This window comes from Palleronia sp. THAF1 (assembly GCF_009363795.1).
GTDB lineage: Bacteria > Pseudomonadota > Alphaproteobacteria > Rhodobacterales > Rhodobacteraceae > Palleronia.
This window is the reverse complement of sequence record NZ_CP045420.1, coordinates 2,099,729-2,119,652: the sequence shown is the minus strand read 5'-3', so window position 1 is coordinate 2,119,652 and position 19,924 is coordinate 2,099,729. Positions and strand designations below refer to the sequence as shown.

Annotated in this window: 19 protein-coding genes and 3 tRNA genes; 12 read left to right on the top strand and 10 right to left on the bottom strand. The window is 63.9% G+C overall.

Going from position 1 to position 19,924, the window contains the following annotated elements; genetic code table 11:
* Positions 1–67: 67 nt before the first annotated feature.
* From FIU81_RS10475 to coaD, 3 genes are all read left to right on the top strand, one after another.
* Positions 68–946: a LysR family transcriptional regulator gene (locus FIU81_RS10475; protein ID WP_124111594.1), complete on the top strand. Its 879-nt coding sequence runs from the start codon at positions 68–70 to the stop codon at positions 944–946.
* 51 nt (positions 947–997) lie between these two features.
* Positions 998–1,429 (top strand): CBS domain-containing protein, encoded by a 432-nt coding sequence (locus tag FIU81_RS10470; protein WP_124111595.1) that lies wholly within the window; start codon positions 998–1,000, stop codon positions 1,427–1,429.
* A 64-nt stretch (positions 1,430–1,493) separates the two neighbouring features.
* Entirely contained in the window at positions 1,494–1,991 is a 498-nt protein-coding gene (gene coaD, locus FIU81_RS10465; RefSeq protein WP_124111596.1) for a pantetheine-phosphate adenylyltransferase, read from the top strand.
* Here coaD and FIU81_RS10460 read toward each other — a convergent pair.
* A complete protein-coding gene (locus FIU81_RS10460; protein WP_172971454.1) occupies positions 1,988–3,187 on the bottom strand; it encodes a bifunctional alpha/beta hydrolase/OsmC family protein in 1,200 nt (399 codons plus the stop codon). The genes coaD and FIU81_RS10460 overlap by 4 nt on opposite strands.
* Before the next feature lie 78 nt (positions 3,188–3,265).
* Here FIU81_RS10460 and FIU81_RS10455 point away from each other — a divergent pair, with 78 nt between their 5' ends.
* Positions 3,266–4,195, top strand: coding sequence for a Gfo/Idh/MocA family protein (locus tag FIU81_RS10455; protein ID WP_124111598.1), 930 nt, complete (start codon positions 3,266–3,268; stop codon positions 4,193–4,195).
* A gap of 47 nt (positions 4,196–4,242) precedes the next feature.
* A tRNA-Val gene (locus FIU81_RS10450) sits at positions 4,243–4,318 on the top strand.
* A 74-nt stretch (positions 4,319–4,392) separates the two neighbouring features.
* Here the strand turns inward: FIU81_RS10450 and FIU81_RS10445 are convergent.
* On the bottom strand, positions 4,393–4,608 hold the full coding sequence (locus tag FIU81_RS10445) for a Flp family type IVb pilin (protein WP_124111599.1): 216 nt from the start codon (positions 4,606–4,608) through the stop codon (positions 4,393–4,395).
* A gap of 321 nt (positions 4,609–4,929) precedes the next feature.
* Between FIU81_RS10445 and FIU81_RS10440 the strand changes: the two genes are divergently transcribed.
* A tRNA-Asp gene (locus FIU81_RS10440) sits at positions 4,930–5,006 on the top strand.
* 22 nt (positions 5,007–5,028) lie between these two features.
* Positions 5,029–5,105, top strand: a tRNA-Asp gene (locus FIU81_RS10435).
* Between the two features lie 250 nt (positions 5,106–5,355).
* Here FIU81_RS10435 and FIU81_RS10430 read toward each other — a convergent pair.
* Positions 5,356–6,357: a Fe(3+) ABC transporter substrate-binding protein gene (locus tag FIU81_RS10430; RefSeq protein WP_124111600.1), complete on the bottom strand. Its 1,002-nt coding sequence runs from the start codon at positions 6,355–6,357 to the stop codon at positions 5,356–5,358.
* A gap of 90 nt (positions 6,358–6,447) precedes the next feature.
* Positions 6,448–7,269, bottom strand: a complete 822-nt coding sequence (gene mazG, locus FIU81_RS10425) for a nucleoside triphosphate pyrophosphohydrolase (RefSeq protein WP_124111601.1) — start codon at positions 7,267–7,269, stop codon at positions 6,448–6,450.
* Positions 7,270–7,328: 59 nt separating this feature from the next.
* Here mazG and FIU81_RS10420 point away from each other — a divergent pair, with 59 nt between their 5' ends.
* The 4 genes from FIU81_RS10420 to FIU81_RS10405 all read left to right on the top strand — a co-directional run bounded on the left by FIU81_RS10420 (position 7,329) and on the right by FIU81_RS10405 (position 10,698).
* Complete coding sequence (locus FIU81_RS10420; RefSeq protein WP_124111602.1) at positions 7,329–7,757, top strand: DUF1499 domain-containing protein; 429 nt, start codon at positions 7,329–7,331, stop codon at positions 7,755–7,757.
* Positions 7,758–7,825: 68 nt separating this feature from the next.
* Positions 7,826–8,875 (top strand): peptide chain release factor 1, encoded by a 1,050-nt coding sequence (gene prfA, locus FIU81_RS10415; protein ID WP_124111603.1) that lies wholly within the window; start codon positions 7,826–7,828, stop codon positions 8,873–8,875.
* Positions 8,872–9,678, top strand: a complete 807-nt coding sequence (prmC, locus tag FIU81_RS10410; protein ID WP_124111604.1) for a peptide chain release factor N(5)-glutamine methyltransferase — start codon at positions 8,872–8,874, stop codon at positions 9,676–9,678. The genes prfA and prmC overlap by 4 nt, the downstream gene beginning before the upstream one ends.
* A gap of 234 nt (positions 9,679–9,912) precedes the next feature.
* On the top strand, positions 9,913–10,698 hold the full coding sequence (locus FIU81_RS10405; RefSeq protein ID WP_124111605.1) for a DUF4167 domain-containing protein: 786 nt from the start codon (positions 9,913–9,915) through the stop codon (positions 10,696–10,698).
* Positions 10,699–10,741: 43 nt separating this feature from the next.
* On the opposite strand, the gene rsmA is transcribed toward FIU81_RS10405, so the two are convergent.
* The 6 genes from rsmA to lptF all read right to left on the bottom strand — a co-directional run bounded on the left by rsmA (position 10,742) and on the right by lptF (position 18,339).
* Complete coding sequence (gene rsmA / locus FIU81_RS10400; RefSeq protein WP_124111606.1) at positions 10,742–11,584, bottom strand: 16S rRNA (adenine(1518)-N(6)/adenine(1519)-N(6))-dimethyltransferase RsmA; 843 nt, start codon at positions 11,582–11,584, stop codon at positions 10,742–10,744.
* A gap of 97 nt (positions 11,585–11,681) precedes the next feature.
* Entirely contained in the window at positions 11,682–12,665 is a 984-nt protein-coding gene (pdxA, locus tag FIU81_RS10395; protein ID WP_124111607.1) for a 4-hydroxythreonine-4-phosphate dehydrogenase PdxA, read from the bottom strand.
* The gene (locus FIU81_RS10390; protein ID WP_172971453.1) at positions 12,662–13,945 is read right to left on the bottom strand and encodes a peptidylprolyl isomerase; all 1,284 of its coding nucleotides are present in this window, start codon (positions 13,943–13,945) and stop codon (positions 12,662–12,664) included. Before FIU81_RS10390 ends, pdxA begins: the two co-directional genes overlap by 4 nt.
* A gap of 43 nt (positions 13,946–13,988) precedes the next feature.
* A complete protein-coding gene (locus tag FIU81_RS10385) occupies positions 13,989–16,127 on the bottom strand; it encodes an LPS-assembly protein LptD (RefSeq protein ID WP_172971452.1) in 2,139 nt (712 codons plus the stop codon).
* Positions 16,127–17,221, bottom strand: a complete 1,095-nt coding sequence (gene lptG, locus FIU81_RS10380) for an LPS export ABC transporter permease LptG (protein WP_124111610.1) — start codon at positions 17,219–17,221, stop codon at positions 16,127–16,129. Before lptG ends, FIU81_RS10385 begins: the two co-directional genes overlap by 1 nt.
* On the bottom strand, positions 17,218–18,339 hold the full coding sequence (gene lptF / locus FIU81_RS10375) for an LPS export ABC transporter permease LptF (RefSeq protein WP_124111611.1): 1,122 nt from the start codon (positions 18,337–18,339) through the stop codon (positions 17,218–17,220). The genes lptG and lptF overlap by 4 nt, the downstream gene beginning before the upstream one ends.
* 121 nt (positions 18,340–18,460) lie before the next feature.
* Here lptF and FIU81_RS10370 point away from each other — a divergent pair, with 121 nt between their 5' ends.
* Entirely contained in the window at positions 18,461–19,924 is a 1,464-nt protein-coding gene (locus FIU81_RS10370; RefSeq protein WP_124111612.1) for a leucyl aminopeptidase, read from the top strand.

The window sequence follows — 19,924 nt, the reverse complement described above, 5'->3', positions numbered from 1 at the left end:
CTTGCAAAGCTGTCAGCACCAGCGCCAAGGTGGCAAAGTCATTTTGCGAAAATGCAAGGGTAGCGGCGTGCAGTGGGACGATATGCGGGTATTTTTGGCGGTCACGCGCGGGGGCGGCCTGACCGGTGGCGCGCGGTCGTCGCGGCTGGATCCAGCCACGCTGGGTCGCCGCATCGCGCGGTTAGAGGCCGATCTGGGCACGACGCTCTTCGTCAAAGGGCCGCAAGGCTACCGATTGACGGAAGGCGGCGTGAGGCTGTTCGACCACGCAGAGCGCGCTGAATCAGCGATGCTGGCGGCAGAGGCGGAAGTGATGGGCGCGCTGTCCGGTGCCGTGCGCATCGGCGCGCCGGAGGGCTGCGCGACCTATCTGCTGCCGCAAGTGACTGCCGCCATGGCATCGGCCAATCCGGGGCTGGAGATCGAGATCGTCGCCCTGTCCCGGACCTTCGACCTGAACCGGCGAGAGGTCGACATGGCCATCGCCGTCTCACGCCCCACGACGGGCCGCATCGCGGCGCAGAAGATCGCCGACTACCGGCTAAGCCTTGCCGCGCACGGCAACTATCTGGACCGACATCCCGTCACCGATCCCAACAAACTGAACGCCCATCGCATCGTTGGTTACGTGCCCGACATGATTCATGACCGCGAACTCGATTATCTGGGAGAGATCGGCGTCACCCGCGTCGATCTGGCGTCCTCATCTGTCGTAGTGCAGGCCGAATGGATCGCGCGGGCCGAAGGCGTGGGCATCGTGCATGATTTCGTTCTGTCCCGCTTGCCGGGCGTGCGCCGCGTGCTGGCCGACCGGATCGGGCTGACGCGAACATTCTGGCTTCTGCGCCCACTGGATGACGTGCGTGCCGCGCGGCTGGACGCCGTGGCTCGCGCATTGGTGCAGGGCGTGCGGGCGGAAATCGCCCGCGCCGAAGGTCATGGTTGACATACGCGCCCGTCGGGTCGCCCAATGGGGCAACAGACAGGGAGGACGCAGATGCGCATCGAACGGATCATCCAGGACAAGGGCGGCGACGTCATCACGATTGCGCCGGGGGCCAGCGTGGCCGAAGCGGCAAAACTGCTGTCGGATAACAAGATCGGTGCGGTGATCGTTTGCGAACAAGGTCAGTCGCCCGCAGGTATCCTGTCCGAGCGTGACATCGTACGGCAACTGTCGGCCAACGGGGCCGCCTGTCTGGACCAGACCGTTTCCGAGCTGATGACCACCAAGCTGCAATCCTGCGCCAAGGACGACACCTTGGATCAGGTGCTGACCAAGATGACCGACGGGCGCTTCCGCCACATGCCGGTGATGGAAGACGGCAAGATGATCGCGCTGGTTTCCATCGGGGACGTGGTGAAGTCCCGTCTGGGCGAGTTGGCGCACGAACGCGACGCGCTTGAAGGCATGGTGCGCGGCCTCTGACAGCACGCCCTTGCCAAATCGCGCGCAATATTGTTGCGTGCGCGAACGGCAGCGGGAGGGCGCTATGCGGACAGGACTATACCCCGGCACCTTCGACCCGGTGACCGAAGGCCATCTTGATATCATCCGTCGCGCCACCGCGCTGGTGGATAAACTGGTGATCGGTGTGGCCATCAACCGTGACAAGGGGCCCTTGTTCTCGCTGGAAGAGCGGGTCGCGATGATACAGGCCGAATGCGCCGATATCGCCGAGGACACGGGTTGCGAGATCATCGCCCATCCGTTCGAGAACCTGCTGATCCACTGCGCCCGCGATGTGGGCGCGTCGGTCATCATCCGCGGCCTGCGCGCAGTGGCGGACTTCGAGTACGAATACCAGATGGTCGGCATGAACCGCGTGCTGGACGACAGCATCGAAACGGTCTTCCTGATGGCCGAGGCCGAGCATCAGGCCGTCGCCTCCAAGCTGGTCAAAGAGATCGCGCGCCTGAACGGCGACGTGTCCCGCTTCGTGCCCGAACAGGTCGAGCGCGCGTTGAAAGAGAAGTTGGCGCAGGGCTAGGCCAGCTTCGTTTCAATTCGCGCCCCGGCTTCCAGTGTGCGGTGAACCGGGCACTTGTCGGCGATCTCCATCAGCTTGTCGCGCTCGGCCTCCGTCAGATCGCCTTCCAACGTGATCGTCCGGCTTAGAACGTCCGCCTTCGCATCGGCGTCTGTTTCCGCGTCGGCCTTGTGTGCCTTCGCGTGGCTGACATCCACCGTCACGCCGGTCAGCGCGATGCCCTTGCGGTCGGCGTACATCTTAAGCGTCATCGACGTGCAGGCACCAAGCCCGGCGCCCAGCAACTGGTAGGGCGTCATCCCAAGGTTCGTGCCGCCGACCGACAGCGGCTCGTCCGCTTGGATATGGTGATCGGGGGTGGTGATGTCGTGCAGGAAACCTTCGGCATGGGTCGTCCGCACCACGCCCTCTGGGGTCGGATCCACCTGCGGCTCGGGCGGCAGATCAAGGTAGCGCGCAGACCATGCCGCGATCACGTCGGCGGCGTAGTCAGAATCGGCCACGCGGCTTATCAGGTGGTCGGCGCTGTCGAGCGTCACGAAGCTTTTCGGGTGCGTGGCGGCTAAGAAAATGGCGGTCGCGTTGTCGATCCCGACGATCTGGTCGCGCGGCGCATGCAGCACCAGAAGCGCGCGGCTCAGATTGGCGACCGTCGGCGCCAGATCGGTGCCGTCAACGTCACGCACGAAGTCGCGGCCGATCCGCACGGGGCGTCCGCCCAGGTTCACCTCGGCCACGCCATCGGCCTCTATCCGGTCCAGCGCATCGCCGAAGTTGTGGGTAACGTGGCCGGGGTCGAAGGGCGCTCCGATCGTGGCGACGGCCTTGGCGGACGGGAGGCGCGCGGCGGCCTTCAGGATCGCGGCCCCACCCAACGAGTGCCCGATCAACAGTGATGGCGGAGCCTCGGCCTGTTCCAGCGCATCCGCCGCCGCGACCAGATCATCGACGTTGGAGGCGAAGGTCGTCTCTTCGAACGAACCTTCCGACCGGCCCAGCCCGGTGAAGTCGAAGCGCAGCACAGCGATCCCCTGCGCTGCAAGCCGCGCGGCGATCCGACGCGCCGCGGCGATATCCTTGCCGCATGTGAAGCAATGCGCGAATAGCGCCGTTGCACGCACACGGCCCGCAGGCCTGTCCAGCCGTGCGTCCAGCACTTTGCCGTTCGATGTGAAATCCAAGCGTTCTGTGGCCATCTGCCTCGCCCCCCGTTCAATTGAAATGACCGCGCTTGGGGCCATGTCCCGCCTGCGTCGCCAAGAAGGATACCGCACATGCCCAGCACACCCATCGCCTTTGCCGGTATCGGCAAGATTGCCAAGGACGAGCACATTCCCGCGCTGGAGGCCAGCAAGGACTGGCACCTTGCCGCCACCATCAGCCGCAACGACGGGATCGACGGCGTCCCCGGTTTTCATGACATGGACGCCTTCCTGCGCGATCCCGGCGATATTCGCACCGTCTCCCTCGCGCTGCCACCCGGTCCGCGTTTCGACTACGCGATCAAGGCGATGCGGGCGGGGATGAACGTGATGTTGGAAAAGCCGCCCTCGGTCACGCTGGGGGCCGCGCGGCACCTGTGCATGGAGGCGGAAGCCAACGACGTGTCCCTTTACTTCACATGGCACAGCCGCATGGGCGATGCCTGCGACGCGGCGCGGGATCGGCTGAAGGGCAAGACGCTGAAGAAGTTGAAGATCACTTGGTGCGAGGACGTGCGCCAGACCCATCCCGATCAGGATTGGCTGTGGGAGCCGGGCAATCTGGGCGTTTACGATCCGGGCATCAACGCTTTCTCTATCCTTGCCAAGATCCTCGACCGTCCTGCTTCCGTCTCGGAAGTCACGATGGAGTTGCCCGACGGACGCCAGACGCCGATCTGTTCGGACATCGTGTTCGCACATCCGGACGAGCCAGACATGACTGCGCATCTGAACTGGCGTCACGAGGGCGATCCAGTCTGGGACATGGAGATCGAGACAAAAGGCGACGCTTTCTCGCTTACGGGATCTGGCAGTCGCTTGATCGAGCCGGACGGCGCGAAAACCCATGAAGCGGGCAGCAACGAATACCCTCTGCTGTATGCACGGATGGCCGAACTGGTGAAGGCAGGCGACAGCGACACCGACCTGCGCCCCATGGAAATGGTCGCCGATGCCTTCCTGATCGGTCGCCGCACCATAGGCGATCCGTTCGATTGGTAGGGTAGGGGCTTGCATCGCGCGCGCCATCGCGGCACATCGCACGGCGGGGGCGGTTAGCTCAGTTGGTAGAGCGCTTCGTTTACACCGAAGATGTCGGGGGTTCGAGCCCCTCACCGCCCACCATATAAAGACGGGACGTCCAACCCCGGACGCCCCGCTGACCTTAAAGTTCGGCTCCTCGGGCCGTTTGGTATGGTTCAGCCGTCGCTGTCGCCGCCCGCGCCACCGAACGTGGTGTCGATTTCGATGCCGTCCAGGTGCCCGGACACCGTTTCGGTGACACCCTGTGTGCCGCTCGTCACCGAAGTCAGGACTGCAATCCCGAGTCCGACGACTGCGGCGGTCAGAACCACCCAATCGACCGTCACCGCACCGTCTTCGTCAGCCTTGAAGGTATTGAAACGCTTAAGCATTTTATCGTGTTTCCCTAGTTGTCTTATCGTGGGGACACTCTGCACGTCATACGTGTCTCGATTGCGGCGGAACTCCCTTATGAGAAGAATAAGCCGCGGAGTTTTTGAGCTTATTTCGAGATTTACATAAATCGCGAATATGAAGGAAAGCCGCAGGGTGAAAGCTTCGGCACCTTCTACGTGTGACGCCAAGGTGCGCACGCCAGCGTCGTTTCGATTTCGGATCGCCAGCCGCCCGAAATAGAATTTCGTCTGGGCCTCCCTTCGCGCTTGACGCCCCACCACCCTCTGCCTAGAACGCCGCTCACGTTTCGACGATGGGCGGTTGTAGCTCAGTTGGTTAGAGTACCGGCCTGTCACGCCGGGGGTCGCGGGTTCGAGCCCCGTCAACCGCGCCACCATCGTCCCGGAACGTGCTACGCGGTTGTAGCTCAGTTGGTTAGAGTACCGGCCTGTCACGCCGGGGGTCGCGGGTTCGAGCCCCGTCAACCGCGCCACTTTCCCCCGGATGGGTGAAACGAAAAAGGGCGACACCGTCTGGTGTCGCCCTTTTCGCGTTATTGGGGTGGAACGGCTTTTCCGTCGAAGGCATTGCCGCGTTTAGCTGGCCCGCGTCTCTTCGGGTCGATCCTTGCGGCTCTTCCATGGTTGACTGGAATGGCCCCGTCGATGGCCACCCCCGGCGCTCCGCGCGTTCGCCCTTCGGCCTCTCCACCGGAGAGGCCGCCGCCTTTGGCGGATCAGGGCTTACCCATCAAAGTTCACTTCTTCGACCAGACGCAACGCTTCGGCGCGGTGTGATGCGATGGCGGCCAGATCGGTCTCGTCCGGCGTGATCTCCCCCCAGCTTTGCACCAGGTCGGAGGCGGGCACGTCAGGGTCGGCGGGGTATTCGTTCACTTCCGCTGCGTAGATCCGCTGCGCTTCCTCGGACGCCAGATAGTCCACGAAGGCCACCGCGTCGTCCTTGTTCGGCGCGTTGGCGGTCAGCGCCACACCAGAGACGTTCACGTGGGTGCCGGAGCCGTCCTCGAACGTCGGGAATTCAACCCGTACGGCGTTCGCCCATTCGGTCTGCTCGGGGTCGGACAGCATCGCGCCCATGTAGTAGGTGTTGCCGATCGAGATATCGCACTCGCCCGCCCAGATCGAACGCACCTGCGCGCGGTCGTTGCCCTCGGGCTGCTTGGCAAGGTTCGACTTCAGGCCTTCCAGCCAGGTGCGGGTCTCTTCCACGCCGTTGTGCTCGATCAGCGCGGACACAAGGCCCAGCGTGTAGGGGTGGGTGCCGGAACGGGTGCAGATGCGGCCTTCCCACTTGGGATCGGCAAGGTCCTCGTACGTGGTGATCTCGCCCTCGGCGACGCGCTCCTTGCTGGCGTAGACGATGCGGCCGCGGGTGGTGACGCCAACCCACTGGCCTTCGGGATCGCGCAGGCGAGCGGGGATGGCTTCGTTCACCACATCACTGTCCAGCGCCTGCGTCACACCGGCGGCCTTGGCTTCTTCCAGCCGCGATACGTCTGTTGTCAGGATGATATCGGCGGGGCTGCGCGTGCCCTCGGCCTGAAGGCGCTCGACCAAGCCTTTGTCCACATAGGCCGTGTTGGTCTCGATACCGGTTTCGGCGGTGAAGCCGTCAAGGATCGGCTGGATCAGTTCGGGCTGGCGGTAGGAGTAAATGTTGACCTCGGCCAGTGCGGGCAGGGCGGTGGTGGCGGCAAGGGTCGCGATGAGAACGCTACGCATAAGGACGTCTTTCGTCTTTGGTTTCTACACCGCCAGACAAATCCGAGTTTTTTTGTCAGGTCAATACCCGACAAACCTAGTCGGATAATTTTATCCGTCGCGCTCAGCTGCCTTGGCCGCGTTCCACAGGGCGTCCATCTCTGCCAGATCGCTGTCCTTTGGCGTCTTGCCTGCCGCTGACAGCGCAGCCTCGATGAAGCCGAAACGCCGCGTGAACTTGTCGTTCGTTGCGCGCAGGGCGGTCTCTGGGTCGACGCCAAGGTGCCTGGCAAGATTGGCGACCGCGAACAGCAGGTCGCCCATCTCCTCGGCCACCTTATCGGGGGTCAGGGTGTCCCGCGCCTCGGCCAGTTCGCGCGCTTCTTCGGCGATCTTGTCCACCACCTGATCCGTCACGGGCCAATCGAACCCTACGCGCGCCGCCCGCTTCTGCAACTTCTCGGCCCGCATCAGGGCCGGCAGACCCAGCGCAACACCATCGAGCACACCCGTTTCGGCCCGGCGCGCGCGCTCTTTCGCCTTCTCAGCCTCCCAGTCCATGGTTTGCTGATCCGCCGACTTGTCTCGCGATTGGTCACCGAACACGTGCGGATGGCGCGCAATCATCTTGTCCGTGATGCCCTTGATCACATCCAATAAGTCGAACGCCCCGGCTTCCTCGGCCATCTGCGCGTGGAAGACCGACTGGAACAGCAGGTCGCCCAACTCTCCCTTCAGGTCATCCATCGACCCGCGTTGGATGGCGTCGTGAACCTCGTAGGCTTCCTCTATCGTGTAGGGCGCTATGGTGGCGAAGTCCTGCTCCAGGTCCCACGGGCAGCCGGTGTCGGGGTCGCGCAGGCGGGCCATGACCGCGCGCAGCCGGTCTATCCCCTCCGGCACATCGAAGATTGGATCATTGGGGTCTGTCATGGGATGGATGTGGCCCGGTGCGGGCTACATGTCCACCGAATCCAGTGCCAGAGGTCGCCATGAACTCCGTCTTGATCGCCATCGCAGCCCTTCTGCTTTTTTGGGGCGGACTTGCGTTCTGGATTCGCACGATCTCTCCGGATGCGGCGCGGCTGGAACGCCCCGACACGATGCCAGAGCCTGGAACTCATACCACCATGGGCGGTAGTACGACCGTTCTTATGCCCAAGGATCTGGATGCTGCCTTCAACCGGCTGCACCAGGTCGTGCAGAACAGCGACCGCACCACGCGCATGGCCTCTGACCCCGATCACCGCTCTTTCGTCACCAGAACCAAGGTCATGGGCTTCCCCGATGTCGTCCATGTCTGGCGCGAGGGCGGGCGTCTGGCGATTTCCGGGCACCTGACGATCGGTAAGGGCGATGCGGGTGTGAACGCCAAGCGGAACGTGCGGTGGCTTGAAGAAGCGGGCCTTACGCCGTCTTGAACCTTCATCGTTCCCCAAATACCTCGGGGGTGCGGGGGCAGGGCCCCCGCGCTTAGGATTGCACGCCCATGGTCCCCCAGGACAGACTTCGCCAGATCGTCGAACGGTTCGAGTATCTTGAAGCCGCCATGTCCGAAGGGAAGGGCGATATCGCGCAGTTGGGCCGCGAATATGCGGAGCTGCGCCCCGTGGTCGAGATCGCCCGCGAGTGGCAGGACCTGAGCGCCGAGATCACCGACACCGAAGCCATGCGCGCCGATCCAGAGATGCGCGCGCTGGCGGACGACGAGCTTCCCGGCCTGATTGCCCGTCGCGACGCCATCGAGGACCGGCTGCGCCTTGCGCTGCTGCCCAAGGACTCTGCCGACGCGCGCCCAGCGATCCTGGAAATCCGGCCCGGCACAGGCGGAGAAGAGGCCGCGCTTTTTGCTGCTGACCTGCAGCGCATGTATCAGCGCTTCGCCGAAACGCAGGGCTGGAAGTTCGACGTGATCGAAGAGGCGACGACCGAGCTTGGCGGCCTGAAAGAACTTGTCGCCAACATCAAGGGCGACGGTGTATTCGCGCGGCTCAAGTTCGAATCGGGCGTCCACCGTGTCCAGCGCGTACCTTCCACCGAATCGGGTGGGCGTATTCACACCTCAGCCGCCACCGTTGCTGTTCTGCCGGAAGCCGAAGAGGTCGATATTCAGATCGACGCGCAGGACATCCGCATCGATACGATGCGCGCCAGCGGAGCGGGTGGCCAGCATGTGAACACGACCGACTCGGCGGTGCGGATCACGCACATCCCCTCGGGCCTCGTCGTCGTCAGCAGTGAAAAGTCGCAGCACCGCAACCGCGAGATCGCGATGCAGGTTCTGCGCACGCGCCTGTTCGATCTGGAACGCAACCGCGCCGACAGTGAGCGAGCCGACGCACGCAAGGCGCAGGTCGGCAGCGGCGACAGGTCCGAGCGTATCCGTACCTATAATTTCCCGCAGGGACGGCTCACCGATCACCGCATCAACCTGACGCTGTATAAGCTGGATCAGGTCATGCAGGGCGACCTGACCGAGATCATCGATGCCCTTATCTCGGAAGATCAGGCCGCGCGACTGGCCGAACTGGACGGATGAGCGACCCTCAAGACGACCTCCGCCGACTGCGTGACGCGGGCGTACCGGATGCGCAGACCGACCTGCGCCGCCTGACCGATTGGGCGTTTCCAGGCGTGCCGACCGCGGACCGCGACGCTGACCACCCCGGCTGGGGCGTCCTGAACGACGCCATCGCGCGCCGCATCGCGCGAGAGCCGGTGTCGAAGATCACGGGCATACGCGCCTTCTGGAACCACGACTTCGCGGTCACCCCAGACGTGCTGGACCCGCGCCCCGACACCGAGACGCTGGTGGAGGTGGCTCTGCAGACGCCCTTCTCCAAGGTCCTCGATTTGGGCACCGGCTCCGGCTGCATCGCGATTACGCTGTTGGCAGAGCGATCCGATGTGATGGGTGTGGCGACGGACCTAAGCGAAGCGGCGCTTGCGGTGGCCGCGCGCAACGCGGATGCCATCGGCGTTGCCGACAGGCTGACGCTGATCCGCTCCGACTGGTTCGCGGATGTTGGCGGACGCTTCGATCTGATCGTCTCGAACCCGCCCTACATATCGCAGGCGGAAATGGCCGACCTTGCCCCAGAGGTGCGCGACCACGACCCCACCATCGCTCTGACCCCCGGTGAGGACGGCCTGCAAGCCTATCGCAAAATTGCGGCCCATGCGTCCGACCACATGACGCCGGGTGGGCGGCTGATTCTGGAAATCGGCTGGACGCAGGGCGCTGCCGTCGCCGATATTTTGCGCGCCGCTGGATTCGCCGATGTGGTCGTACACGCTGATTTGGGCGGCCGCGACCGTGTAGTTTCGGCGGCAAACGGCTGAATTTCAGGGGCAAAGACCGAAATAGTCGGAAAATCCGTCGTTTTCGGCACAAACGGGTTGCCAAGCCCAGCAGGGCATGGTCTGCCTGTCGTCGCAGAGGGCAGAGCGCCTTGCTTCGGCGCACGCCTTTGTCACTGCCAACAGCGTCCCTTCTGACTGTCGCACTCGCCGCGGCACGGGATACCCAAGGGCTGTCAGACTTTAATCTTCAATTAGTCCGGACCTATCTCCGACATGCGATCTTCCAACAAGCGCTCGCGGAACAACAAGAACCGCAACCGTCCCTCTGGCGGCAACGTCGTCAACCGTGTGTTCGACAGCTCGGGCCCAGAGGGCAAGGTGCGCGGTACGCCGCAGCAAATCATCGACAAATACAACCAGCTGACCCGCGATGCGCAGCTCTCGAACGACCGAGTGGCGGCCGAGAACTTCGCCCAGCACGCCGAGCATTACACGCGGATGTTGGCCGAAGCGACGCGCGAGATGAACGAGCGTCAGCAGCAGAACAATCAGAACAACCAGCAGAACGAAGGCCAACACGGCGGCGGTCAGCAGGGTAATCAGAACAACGGCCAGCAGGGCGGCGGCCCGCAGGGCGGCAACGATAACCAGGGTGGCCAGAACAACGGCGATCAGAGTCGGGGCAACCAGAATAACGGTGATCAGCAAAGCCATGGTGGTGGCGATCAGAACCGGCGGGACGATGGCCAGCGCAATCAGTCGCGCGACGCGGACCAGCAGCGCGATAGCCAACCGCAAACCCACACTCAGCCGGAGACGCAGGCCAAGTCCGACGGGGAAGGCGATCAGCCGAAGCCACGTCGCACGCGCCGTCCGCGCACGCCGAAGTCCGACGATGTGATGGACTCAGGCGGCTCAGACACCGACAGCGGTCTGGTCGAGACACCTGAAGAGAAGCCCGCCGAAAAGCCCCGTCGGGGGCGTCCGCGCAAGCCGAAGGCGCAGGACGACGGTGGTGAAAACAACAGTGGCGGCGGAGAGAACCAAGCCGCTGAATAATCAAAAGGCCGATCCTGCGGGATCGGCCATTTTTCTTTTTGGATCAGGTCTTGTCGATTTCTCGCGCCAGCGCGCAGAACTGTTCCAATGACAGCTCTTCCGCGCGCTGGGTCGGCTTTATCCCGGCGGCGAGAAGGCGATCTTCTATATCCGGTGCTGTGCCTTTAAGCGATGCGCGCAGCATCTTGCGGCGCTGGTTGAAGCCGGCTGCGGTGATGCGGAACAGCGTCTTGGAGCAGGCCGGGAACCGTGGCGCATCAAGGGCTTGCAGGTGCACCACCGCCGAATGGATCTTGGGCGGCGGGGTGAAAGCTTCGGGCGGAAGCTCCATCACGATGCGCGCGTCCGTGCGCCATTGTGAGAGGATCGCAAAGCGCCCGTAGGCTTTCGATCCGGGGGCAGCGGTGATTCGCTGGGCAACTTCTTTCTGGAACATCAGCGTCAGGCTGGACCAGAAGGGTGGCCATTCGGGCGGGTCGAGCCAGCGGGTCAGAAGCTCTGTGCCGACGTTGTAGGGCAGGTTCGACACGATTCGGATCGGCGGCGTCAGATGCGCCAACGGGTTCAAGTCGAGCGCGTCGGCGTTTATCACGTCCAGCCGATCCGGGTATTTGGCCGCGATCTCGGCAAGGGCTGGCAGGCATCGCGCGTCCTTTTCTACCGCCAGTACACGGCGCGCGCCTTCGGCCAGCAGGCCGCGCGTCAGGCCGCCCGGACCGGGGCCGACTTCCAGCACATCGCAGCCGGTCAGATCGCCGGCCTGACGCGCGATCTTGGCGGTCAAATTCAAGTCCAGAAGGAAGTTCTGGCCGAGCGATTTCCTGGCCGAAAGCTGATGCTCGGCGATGACGGTGCGCAGGGGGGGAAGGTCGTCGATGGCGCTCATGGTCGTGGGCCTTCCCTGTGATTGGCGGCGCTAAGGGCTCTGCCCTCGCCGCTGGCGCGGCTCACCCGGAGTATTTTGGGAAAAACAAAGAAGAGGGTCATTGGGCGGCGGCGCGTGCGGCTGCCATTCGGGCGGCCATGCGCAGGGCGGCGAGCGTGCTGGTTGGATCGGCGGTGCCGGTTCCCGCGATGTCAAAGGCGGTGCCGTGATCGGGAGAGGTTCGAACGAACGGCAGGCCGAGCGTGACGTTGACGCCGCCCGCGAAGTCGATGGTCTTGATCGGGATCAGCGCCTGATCGTGGTACATGGCGATGGCGGCATCATAGCGCGCACGAGCGTCGGCGTGGAACATCGTATCTGCGGATGCAGGGCCGCGCAGGTCGAGGCCTTCTGCGCGCAATTGGTCAACCAAGGCGGTGATCCAGTCGATTTCCTCTGTCCCGATGGCGCCCCCTTCGCCCGCGTGGGGGTTCAGCCCAGCGATGGCGATGCGGGGGGCCGGGATGCCGAAATCGCGGATGAGGGCGGCGTGGGTGATGCGGATGGTGATTCCCAGCCCTTCTGCGGTTAGCGCGCGGGGCACGTCGGCGATCGGGATGTGAATCGTGGCGGGCACGACACGCAGGGCATCGCAGGCCAGCATCATCACCACCCGATCCACGCCTGCGAGCGCGGCGAGATACTCGGTATGGCCGGGATAGGCGAAATTTGCTCCGTCGATCAGGGCTTTCTTGTGAATCGGCAGAGTGCAGATGGCAGACGCATCGCCGCAGCGCACCAAGTCAACGGCCTCGGCGATCATCCGCACGACATGCGGAGCGTGGGCCGGATTGGGTGTTCCCGGCACGCGGGGCGGCCCCATATCGGTGGGTAGGACAGGCAAGCCGTGGCGCGCGGCGGATGCGGCCTCTGACGGGTGCTCGATGGATGCGACGGGACCGCTGAGATGCGCTGGATCGCCCATGAAAAAGAACGGCATCGCGTCGCCTAGCGTCTGCCAGACGGTGACGGCGATGTCAGGCCCGACGCCTGCGGGCTCTCCGCAGGTCAGTGCGATGGGCGCCGGAGCGCGCGGGGTCATTGGCGTGTGATGGTCGCGTTTGCCCGCAGCTCTGCCAGCAGGTTCTGTGCTTGCTGACCGCCGCGTTGGTTCTGCAGCGCACGACGAACCGCATCCAAGTTGGGACCTTCGGGACGTTCGAAGGTCTCGCCCGCCTCTTCGGCCTGGGCGCGCAGACGCTCTTCGTCTTCGGCGGACAGCTCGAAATAGGAGCGATCGCAGAGCATCAGGAAGACCAGCGTCTGACCGTTGGCGCGGGTGAGGGCCGTCGACACCTCATTTTCGTCGAGCTTGGCGAGTTCCAGTGCCACATCCTGCGGCACTTGGGCGACCGGCAGCACATCGCGTTGCAGCTGCTCAGGCGGCAGGCCCTGTGCGGTGGAGTAAAGGTCATCGCAGGTGTCGATCCGGGCGCGCAGCTGCGTGGCACGCGACAGGGCTTCCGGGGATTGGCCGCCAGGGATGTAGAATGCGGCGTAGTCCAGTTTGACGGGCCGTGTGTCTGCGGCCACTTCGCCGATCTGGCGCAACTGGAAGAATGCACGGGCGTTGGGCAAGGGAACGGGGCCTGCGACCTCACCGGGGGCAAGGCCATTCAGCAGCGCGCGGATCTGCGGCGGTAGGTTTTCGGCTTCCAGCCAGTCGATGGCTCCGCCGCGTGCGCGAGAGGGCGAGGCGGAATAGGTGCGCGCGGCGGCCTGGAACGAGGCGAAATCACGCGCGGCCAGAATTTGTGGCGTCAGCGCATCGGCGCGGGCGACGGCCTGTGGCGAGTTTGCGGGCAGGATGACTTCGTTCAGAAGATAACGGATCCCCGGCTCGGGCGGAGAGTCGGCGGCCCGCTCGACATCATCTTCGGGAACGAAAATCTGCCCACCGCCGAAGCGTTCAACGATGACTTCGCGCCACGCCACGCCCGCGCGAACGAAATCTTCGAAGCTGGTGCGATCGACGCCGGCGCGCTGAAGCTCTCCGACAAATTCGTCCACTCCAAGATTTGCGCGACCCGCAAATTCGGTCATCCCTTCCATCAGCTCTTCGTCCGTGACGGTCAATCCAAGACGCGCCGCTTCGGCCAGCTGGAGGCGCTCGTTGATGAGCGTGTCGAGCGCCGAGTCGGCAGAGGCGTCCGGAGCGCGGAAGATTTCGAGCATCCGGGCGCGCTGTTCGACCTCGAACTGCGTCACGACCATGTCGTTGACCGAAGCCGCCGGAGCAAACATGTTTTGCGCGCTGCCGGGCACGGCGGGCGAAAGGGCAAGAAGGGCCGCGACGGCAAGGGTACGAAGGGCATGTTTCATGGCGCGGGCTTTCTTCGGGTCAGGCAGTATCGGCATGGGCATATCATCCCTTGCAGGTCTTGCGATAGGTGTCGTCGTAGCGATCTGTTCCGAACCCTGCGAGGCTGAAAGAGAAGCCGAAGGATGTGGACGGTTCAATGGTCGCGGTTTCGGTGAAGCGGCGAGCGACGTTGAAGTCGACCTCGATGCATTCGGTGCGGTAGGTCAAGCCCAAGGCGGCTTCCGCGGTGCTGTCAGTGACCAGGTCATAGCGGCTGGCGAAACTGCCGATCCAATGGCGGGACAGGCGCACATCGGTGTCCACAATCAATTCGTGCAGGTCGTCGGGGCGATTTTCGAGCGGTTCCGCCTCTAGGAAGACGTAAGAGCCATTGAAACCGAAGCGGTTGTCCGAATACCGGAATCTGGCCTCTCCCTTGCGGGTAGAGAAGTCGGTGTCGTCGAAGATCGCGCGGGCGGTCACATCGAACGTCTGCCCCATCGAGAGTTGCCCAGACGCCAACCAGTCGGAACTAAGACCGCGCAGGCCGGCGGCCGGGGTGAATTGGGTGTCGTCGTCGGCGCGGAAGATACGCCCGAAGGTCAGCGAAATGCCGGTGCCGTCGGATGCGAGCGTGGTGTAATTTAAGGCCGCGTTGCCGCGGAAACCCTGCTCTACCACGTCATCACCGGGAAAGCGGGACAGGGCCAAAAGATTACCCTCGTCGAATTCCACCAGAAGGCTGTCCTCGTTGGGCACATCGCGACCGGACGTATCAGTGTAAGCCAGCTGCACGACAGGCTCTATCACGTGATGGGCCGTGGTCGTTGTGCGTTGCAGCGGCAGTCGCAATTCAGTCGAGACGGTGCCGGTGACGCGACCGGTGTCGAAATCTTCAGTCGTGTCGACTGTATCGAAGATTTGGCCGGAAATCCGCGCGCGGTTTGTCCAAACAAGGCCGGAGTCCGCGATCTGACGGTTGAAGAGTTCAGCAGCCAGACCGACTTCAGCCACATCGCGCCCGCCGACGCGCTGGGCTGGGATGGCAGAGCCCGGCACGCCTGGGACACCGCTTTCACGATAGATGGTTCCGGCAGAAGCCTCCAATCGCAACTCGCCGAAGCGAAGCGGAATGCGACGCTCTGCAACAAATTCCGAAATCAGCGACGGCAGTTCGTCCCGGATGGCGAATTCGTCCCCACGCAGAGTCTCATATCCTGTCAGACTGCCGCGGATCAGCAGGTCGCGGTCGGCACGGATCAGACGCGCTTCTGTCTGAAGGCGGTCCAGACCAGCGTAGTCGTAGTCCACCAGATAGGAATCGTCGGACACCGACTGCACATCGACTTCCAGCCGGAACCCATAGGGCATCACCACACCAGCGGACCCGATCAGGTAGTATCGTAGCTCGTCCGGCAGCAGGGTATCGCGAGAGAACGCACCAGAGATGTTGACCGCACCACGCCGGAACGTCTGGCGGTAACGGGCTTCCAGCGTCGTCGTTTCGGAAGAGATGTAGGGTGTCAGCGTCACGTCAGCATGAGGGCCAAGAGCGAAGAAGATCGGCTGCTTGATTCCGAAGCCAAGCTGGGTGTTCGACGCGATGCGGGGGATCAGGATGCCGGTGGCGCGCTTGCGGGTCGAATCCGGCAGGCGCAGCTTCGGAAAGTAGGCGATGGGCACGCCGAACAGGCGGAAGGTGGCGTTGTCGAAGTAGATCAGGTTTTCCTGATTGTCGTGAATGACACGGCGCGCACGGATCTCCCACGTCGGCGTCGGATTGTCGGCGCAGATTTCGCAGGCTGACACGACGGTGTTTGCCAATTGCGTGTAACGCCCGTCGACGCGCGCGATCCGACCGGCGGCGAGCTGCAGCTGACGGTCCAGAACAAGGCGGGCCGACTCCAGAATGCCGTTGCGGAGGTCGCCGTCCAGTTGGGCGCTGTCAGCCACGATCACGGCACCTGCGCCGTCGTTCAGGCTGATCGGGCCGACGATGCTAAGCTGGTCCGCCGCGCGGTCATATATCACGCGCGTCGCGGTCAGGATGGTGCCTTGATACGCGACCTGCACGCCGCCCTCGGCGATCAGGCGGCTTTCAGCTTCGATTCGAACGCTGTCTGCGACCAGCGCGGCAGTGTCCTGAGCATTTGCGACAGGAGAGACCAGCGCAAGCGAGAGGGCCAGAAGAAGCGCGCGCATCAACCGTCCTCCCAATGCAGTATAAGGCCCAATGGCAGCAGGCATGCAGCCACGGGCGGTCCCCATGCGGCCAGCATCGCGGGGATGCGGCCAGTCTCTCCTAGGATTTGCGCGAAATCGCCAAGAAAGAAAAGTCCGAACCCGATGGAAAGCGCCACAAGCACCGATGGGCCACTACGGCCCAGCCGTGTGTGGCGCATCGTGAAGGCTGCTCCGATGAGCACCATGGCAACCAAAAGAACGGGCATTGCCAGTTGCGATTGCAGGAAAACAATGTGCCGCCGGGCCGAAAAGCCCGATGCTTGAAGGTCAGAGATGAACGCCGGAAGCTCCCATACGGGGATGGTCGATGGATCGCCGAAGCTATCGGCAATGCGACTGGCGGTCAGGCTGGAGGGGACGGACGTCTGCGACACGCTGATCGCGTCCTGCTCGGGGTTCTGGTCGGCAAAGTCCCAGCGCTTTGCGTTCCGCACCCGCCACGCGCCATCCTCCAGCCGGGCGCTATCGCCTTCCAGACGATAGGTCGGCGCGCCCTTCACGTCGAACCCAAGGAAGGTCACGCCGGTCAGTCGCGTGCCATCCTCGTTCGAGCGGACGGCCTGGATGACCGTCTGCCCTTCGCCATTGCCCTGTCGCAGCCAAACGCCGCTGCGCGTCAGCGACAGGGCAGAGGTGACCTCTCCCCGCAATTCATCGGACACTCGGTCGAACTGCCCGGAGGTGGCGGCGACAATAGGGTTGAGAGCGGCGACCGCGAGGACGCCGATCAGGAAGGTCACCAGCGCTGGGCCCAGAAGGCTGCGAAACGCAGATCGCCCGGCCGCACGGCTAACGACCAGTTCTGACGTGCGCGCGAGGCTTAGGAACAGCGTAAGCGCAGCGATGATCGTGATGAGGGGCAGGATCGTGTAGAGTGTTTCCGGCACCGATAGCAGGGTCAGGCCGATCAGCCGGATCAGGCCGACGTTTTCGCCCTCGAACCGGCGAACCTGCTCGACAAGGTCGATCAGCAGCAGAATGCCGAAGAAGATCGACAGCACGAAGACGAAGGTGCCCGCGAAACGCCTGGCGAAATACAGGTGCAGGATCATGCGGGTACCGCCCGCCCGCGTGGGCTGCGTCCGCGCCCGGCCAGCCACAAGAACACCAACGCCAGTAGCGCGAAGACCAAGGTGGGAGCGTAAAGGACGGCGGCAGAAATACCGCTATTCAGAACCGCGTCCAAGGCGACCCTCTGTAACAGCTCGTATCCGATCAACGCCGTGATGGCCGCCGTTACCTGCCGCCAAGCCGAAAAGCGCGAGAATCCGCCAAGCAACATCGCGGCAATCCCCAGAACCGGCGCCACAAGGCTCTGGAGCGCGCCCGTCATCCGCTCATGCACCGCAACGATGACGCGCTGGCGGGGCAGATCAGTCTCTGTGGCGATTGTAGTTGTATCGGTCAGGATGGCGAGGCTTGGCACGGCGTCCAGATCGCGTGGCCCAGCTTCACCCAGATCGGTCATCGTCCCGATATCGAAGGCGAAGTCGTCGAAGCGGGTGACGGACAGTTGCCGGGTATCCGTCGCGAGCGTCTGAGCCATGCCGTCGAACATTACAAGGAACGCTGCGCCTTCGCGGCGCACCAAGGCGGCGCGCTCGGCGGAGTAGGTCGTTGCAGAGCCGGAGGCGCGACGATCCGACAGGAAGACCTGGCTCAACTCGCCCTGTTCGGTGATGTCGGCGATGAAGACGGTCACGCCCGACACCGGATGCAGGAACTGCCCGTCACTCAGCAGCCCCGCAGTCACGTCCTGGGCAATCTCTGCGCTGCGCTGATCCAGCCGAGCGGTGGCCAAGGGGGTAAGCACATGGGTCATCACGCCCGTAAGAACGGCTGCAATCGCGCCGAAGACCAGAACCGCGCGGGCCAACCGCAAGGGTGACAGGCCTGCGGCGCTGGCCACCACAAGCTCACTGTCGCCGCGCATCCGGTTCGTCACGTAGACGGCAGCGGCGAAGGCGGCGATGGGCAGGACGACCCGGATCACGCTTGGCAGGGCCAGCGCCGAGAATTCCAGGAAGACGATAGCCGATTGCCCATCCGCGATTAGTCGGTCGAACAACGACACGGCGCGATTCACCCAGTAGACGGCGACAAGCACGATGCTGAAGAAGCCGAACAGCGTCAGAAGCTGGGACAGCAGGTATCTGTCGTAAGTCCTCACGCCGTGCCTATCCCTTGTCCCTTACGACACCCTAGCCGATGGCGCGCCGGGGGCAAACTGCCTTCTGGTCATCGGCGGCCTAGGCCCCTACCTCTGTCCCGACCCATTCCAGGAGAACGCCATGACCACCCCCGCACCGATCACCGTCATCGAGACCGCCACCGACGCCCTGGCCGATACGACCGGCATCGTCGCCGTCTTCGTCGACGCGGAAGGCAGCATGGACCCGGCGGCCAAACGCGTGAACAAGCTGACACGCGGCGCGGTGGATCGCGCGGTGGGAGCAGAGGCCTGGGGCAAGGCGTCGGAGGGCGACGCCGTCACGCTGTCTTGGCCCACGGGCATGGCCGCCGAAGCCATCTGCGTCGTAAAGCTGGCCAAGCGCGCGGGTGCTGAAGACGCGCGCAAGGCGGGTGTCGCCGTGGGCCGCGCAGGCGGGGCGAACGCGATGACACTGTGCCTTGGCAACCGCAAGCACGCCGCCGAGGTGGCGCTGGGCGCAGCGCTGCGGGCCTATGACTACACCGACCAGAAGACGAAGACCGACACCGCCGAGCGCGGTGGGCTGACGGTGATGGTCTCTGATCCCGCGACCATCGACGCGGATGATCTGACCGCACAAGCCACGGGCGTCTTCTTCTGCCGCGACCTTGTGAACGCTCCGGCCAACGTCCTGACCACCACCAGCTACGCAGACCGTCTGAAAGCTCTGTCCGATCTGGGACTGGAGGTCGAGGTGCTGGAAGAGGACATGCTGGCTGAACTGGGGATGGGCGCGCTTCTGTCCGTGGGGCAAGGCTCCGATAGCCCGTCGAAAGTTGTCGTCATGAAGTGGATGGGCGGCGGTGAAGAGGCCCCCTTGGCGCTGGTCGGCAAAGGCGTCGTGTTCGACACCGGCGGCATCAGCCTCAAGCCCGCCGCCGGCATGGAAGACATGACGATGGACATGGGCGGTTCTGCCGTCGTCGCGGGTGTCATGCAGACTTTGGCGATGCGGAAGGCGAAGGCGAACGTTGTGGGTCTCGTGGGCTTGGTCGAGAACATGCCAGGGCCGAACGCCGTGCGTCCCGGCGACGTCGTGCATTCCATGAAGGGTGACACGGTCGAGGTTATCAATACCGACGCAGAGGGCCGCTTGGTCCTGTGCGATGTGATGTGGTACGCGCAGGAAACCTACAAACCGGCGGCGATGATCGACTTGGCGACGCTGACCGGGGCCGTCATCATCGGGCTGGGCCATCACAACGCGGGCGTTTTGTCCAACGACGATGGCTTCTGTGGCGATCTGCTGAAAGCGGCTGGCACGGCAGGTGAAGGCGCATGGCGTCTGCCGCTTGGCAAGGAGTACGCCGACCAGCTGAAGTCCCGCATCGCGGATGTGAAGAACGTCGGCGGCCGGCCTGCGGGTACGATCACGGCGGCCGAATTTTTGCACCGCTTCGTGCAGGACGGCACGAAATGGGCGCACATCGACATTGCGGGCGTCGCCTCGACCTCGTTCGATTCGCCCTACGCCCCCAAAGGGGCTTCGGGTTGGGGCGTGCGCGCGCTGGACCAGCTGGTGCGCGACGCGTTCGAAAGCTGA